This is a genomic window from Okeania sp. SIO2B9, from assembly GCF_010672505.1.
In the GTDB taxonomy this organism is placed as follows: Bacteria; Cyanobacteriota; Cyanobacteriia; order Cyanobacteriales; family Microcoleaceae; genus Okeania; species Okeania hirsuta.
Map to the genome: position 1 here is coordinate 1 of NZ_JAAHGK010000850.1, position 3,438 is coordinate 3,438.

Here is a 3,438-nt window from a genome sequence, read left to right on the forward strand (position 1 = left end):
TTCAAACACGGGGCCTTCAACGTGGCTTTTCGGTCAAATAAAATACATCGGATTAAAATCCGACTCCTCGCCTTTCATCCATCGCTTAAAAGACGATGGCTTTCATGCTCCCGTGTTATTTAGGTAAGATAATGAGGTTAAAATAGCACGAAAACTTTTCCCTATTCCTTAACCTCAACATTTAGAATTTTTCAGTAGGCTTAAAATCTAAAATATAATTTTTTTCAGAGCAAATTAATATTAAAATTGTTAAAGAAATATTTTATATAGAAAATCTAATCTATAAATATGGCAGCTAACATAGAAATTTACACTTGGTCAACTTGTCCATTTTGCATCCGCGCTAAAGCTCTGTTAGATAAAAAGCAAGCAGAATATCAAGAATATACTATAGATGGTGATGATGTAGAACGAGAAAAAATGGCTAAAAGAGCTAATGGCCGTCGCTCTTTGCCTCAAATCTTTATCAAAGACCAACATATCGGTGGTTGTGACGATCTATATGAACTAGAGGACCAAGGTAAACTAGACCAATTACTAGAAGTTTAGTATAGTTTTCTATTTCTGTAGTTATTGATTATTTTGTGGCTGGTTCATCTAATTGGTTAAGACTTATTAATTTAACCAGGACTTACCCACGGAAACTAAATGTAGTGAGGGCGAATGGCATTCGCCCCTACTATTGCAACATTTTAGCTGTGTCAAAGCACTACTATTAAAAATATTTTGAAATAATAAACCAAATAAAGATGAAATTTGCATTCATCATAGACCCTATAGAACGACTCAACCAAGTTCACGATAGTACCGTTGCACTGATGGAAGCTGCTCAAGAACTTGGTCACGAAGTTTGGATAACGGAAATTAACCAATTAAGTACTATTGAAAGTAAAGCTTGGGCAACCCTCAAGCGGGCACATTTAATGCCAGTTGAAAGGGTAGAAAATCATTGGGTTGCTAGTAACCCTTGGTATGATTTGGGAAAAGCGATGCTACAACCATTGGAGTCAATGGATGCTGTATTTATGCGCAAAGACCCACCTGTAACAATTCCTTATCTCTATGCTACTTATATTTTAGACTATATTAATCCAGAAAAAACTTTAGTCATAAATTCTCCTCAAGGGTTACGCGCTGCTAATGAAAAAATGTATGCTTTGCAATTTAAAAAGGTAATTCCAGAGACAATTGTTAGTCAAGAAAAAGAGGTAATTAGAGAATTTTTAGAGTCACAAGGAGCAGCAGTTTTGAAACCTTTGGGAGGAAAAGCTGGGGAAGGAATTTTATTTTTAGAACCCACAGATAAAAATTTTAATTCCCTAATAGAAATTAGTACAAAACAAGGTAGAGAACCTGTGATGATTCAGAGTTATTTACCAGCAGCAAAAGAAGGAGATAAGCGAATTATTATGCTTAATGGTAAGTCTATTGGAGCAGTAAATCGGATTCCTACTGGTAAAGAATTTAGAGGAAATATGGCAGTAGGTGGGCGAGTTGCTCAGACAGAAATTACGGAACGAGAATCTGAAATTTGTGAGTATTTAGCACCTAAATTAATAGCAGATGGTTTATATTTTGTTGGTATAGATGTAATTGGTGGTTATCTGACAGAGGTTAATGTTACAAGTCCAACAGGAATTAGAGAAATTGATTTATTTGATAATGTTAATCTGGGGAAACAAGTAATAGAATGGGTAATTGATCGAGTTAAAAGTCAAAAGTCAAAAGCGAGTGTGTAATTCTGAGGGTACCTCAGAATTACACACTCAAGACAGTCAAAAGTAATAATTTGTAATTCCTGTATTTGAATTTATCTGGATTTGTATTTTGCCAGAGCTATTAATTAATATCCTAGAGTCTAAATATAATAGTTAAGAAGTAATATCACAATTAAGTAATTATTTCTTATTAAATTTAGTAGGGTTTTGGTCTCCAAACCTTGAAAATAAAGTACAATTTTGAGAAAGTAAACAGCTCATCTGGCAATATTCAACAGTGGGTTGGCAGGATGTTTAATTAATTTTGCTTAGATACTTAAATATAATTTCAGATTAGTTATAGTTATAAAAAATTAAGGTATCACTATCCTAAATGATTTTTATAAATTCCAAACTTGATAAAAATTATCAAATATTCCTCTGTTAGCTCTTGCCTAAAAAAAACAAATATTTTTTTACAGGAGTTAATAAAATAGAACTGCTATAAGTATTCTTTCCTAACTTATATTGTGTTTCCTTGAATGCTTATAATAAACAATTGATGATTTTTATAACTTTGTAGATTGGGTTGACGCAGGAAACCCAACAATAATAGATACCTGTTGGGTTTGGTCTCACTTGCAAACCTACGGTATTATAACTTAGCTAAGTAGGTAGGTAAAATTAAATAGAAAATGATTGTTGAGACGGAAAACCGGAAAATAAGAACTGTGGATAGTGATTAAACAATTTCTCTCAGCTCACGTGGCATTTGCCTATTGATTTTATTTTTTTTTACCTAATAATTAATAATTACAATTAATAATTAAATAATTCAGGTTAAAAGCTTCCCCTTAAAAGGGGAAAAAAATAAATTTTTTCCTTCTTGGTCAATCCTCTCCCTAAAAGGGAGAGGTAATTATCCATTATCCATTATCCATTAATGAAACCTACCTACTTACTAAAAATTTACCTTCTTCCTTCTTACTTCTTCCTTCTTACTTCTTATAAACAATGAACAATCAAACTATTGGCGTAGCAGTTATCGGTACAGGATTTGGTCAAAAAGTACATATACCAGGTTTACAAGCACATCACAAAACTCAAGTATTAGCTGTCTATAACCCTGATTTAGAAAAAGCTAAATCAATTGCATTAAGCCATAATATACCTCATGGTTGTAATACTATAGAGGAAATTATTTCTATACCTGAAGTTGCAGCAGTAACAATTTCTACTCCACCATTTTTACACTATGAAATGGCAAAAAAAGTCTTATCCGCAGGCAAACATTTATTGTTAGAAAAACCCACAACTTTAAAAGTAGAAGAAGCCCAAGAATTATATCAAATTGCTGCTACTAATAGATGTGTAGCAACTATGGATTTTGAATTTCGTTATGTTCCTGCTTGGCAACTATTTGCAGAAATTTTAGCCGATGGATATGTAGGAGATAAACGCCTAATAAAAATTGATTGGTTAGCATCAAGTCGCGCTAACCCAAGTCGTCCTTGGAATTGGTATTCTCAAAAGGATAAAGGAGGTGGTGCATTAGGAGCGATCGCTTCTCATTCTTTTGATTATATTAACTGGTTATTTGGACCTACGAAAAAACTTTGGGGACAACTGAATACTTCAATTAAAACTCGTCCTGACCCCACAGAGGATAACAAGTTAAAACCAGTAGATGCAGATGATACTTGTAATATTATGCTAGATTTGGCGGACGGTACTCCCTGTA

At 33.3% G+C, this 3,438-nt stretch carries 3 protein-coding genes; all 3 read left to right on the plus strand.

The features are described 5' to 3' along the window. The first annotated feature begins 288 nt into the window (after window positions 1–288). Window positions 289–549: a glutaredoxin 3 gene (gene grxC / locus F6K13_RS24425; RefSeq protein ID WP_124144718.1), complete on the plus strand. Its 261-nt coding sequence runs from the start codon at window positions 289–291 to the stop codon at window positions 547–549. Between the two features lie 200 nt (window positions 550–749). Continuing rightward, the gene (gene gshB, locus F6K13_RS24430; protein WP_124144719.1) at window positions 750–1,739 is read left to right on the plus strand and encodes a glutathione synthase; all 990 of its coding nucleotides are present in this window, start codon (window positions 750–752) and stop codon (window positions 1,737–1,739) included. Between the two features lie 972 nt (window positions 1,740–2,711). Further along, window positions 2,712–3,438 (plus strand): Gfo/Idh/MocA family protein (locus tag F6K13_RS24435; protein WP_287288642.1); only part of this gene is annotated, 727 nt, incomplete at its 3' end.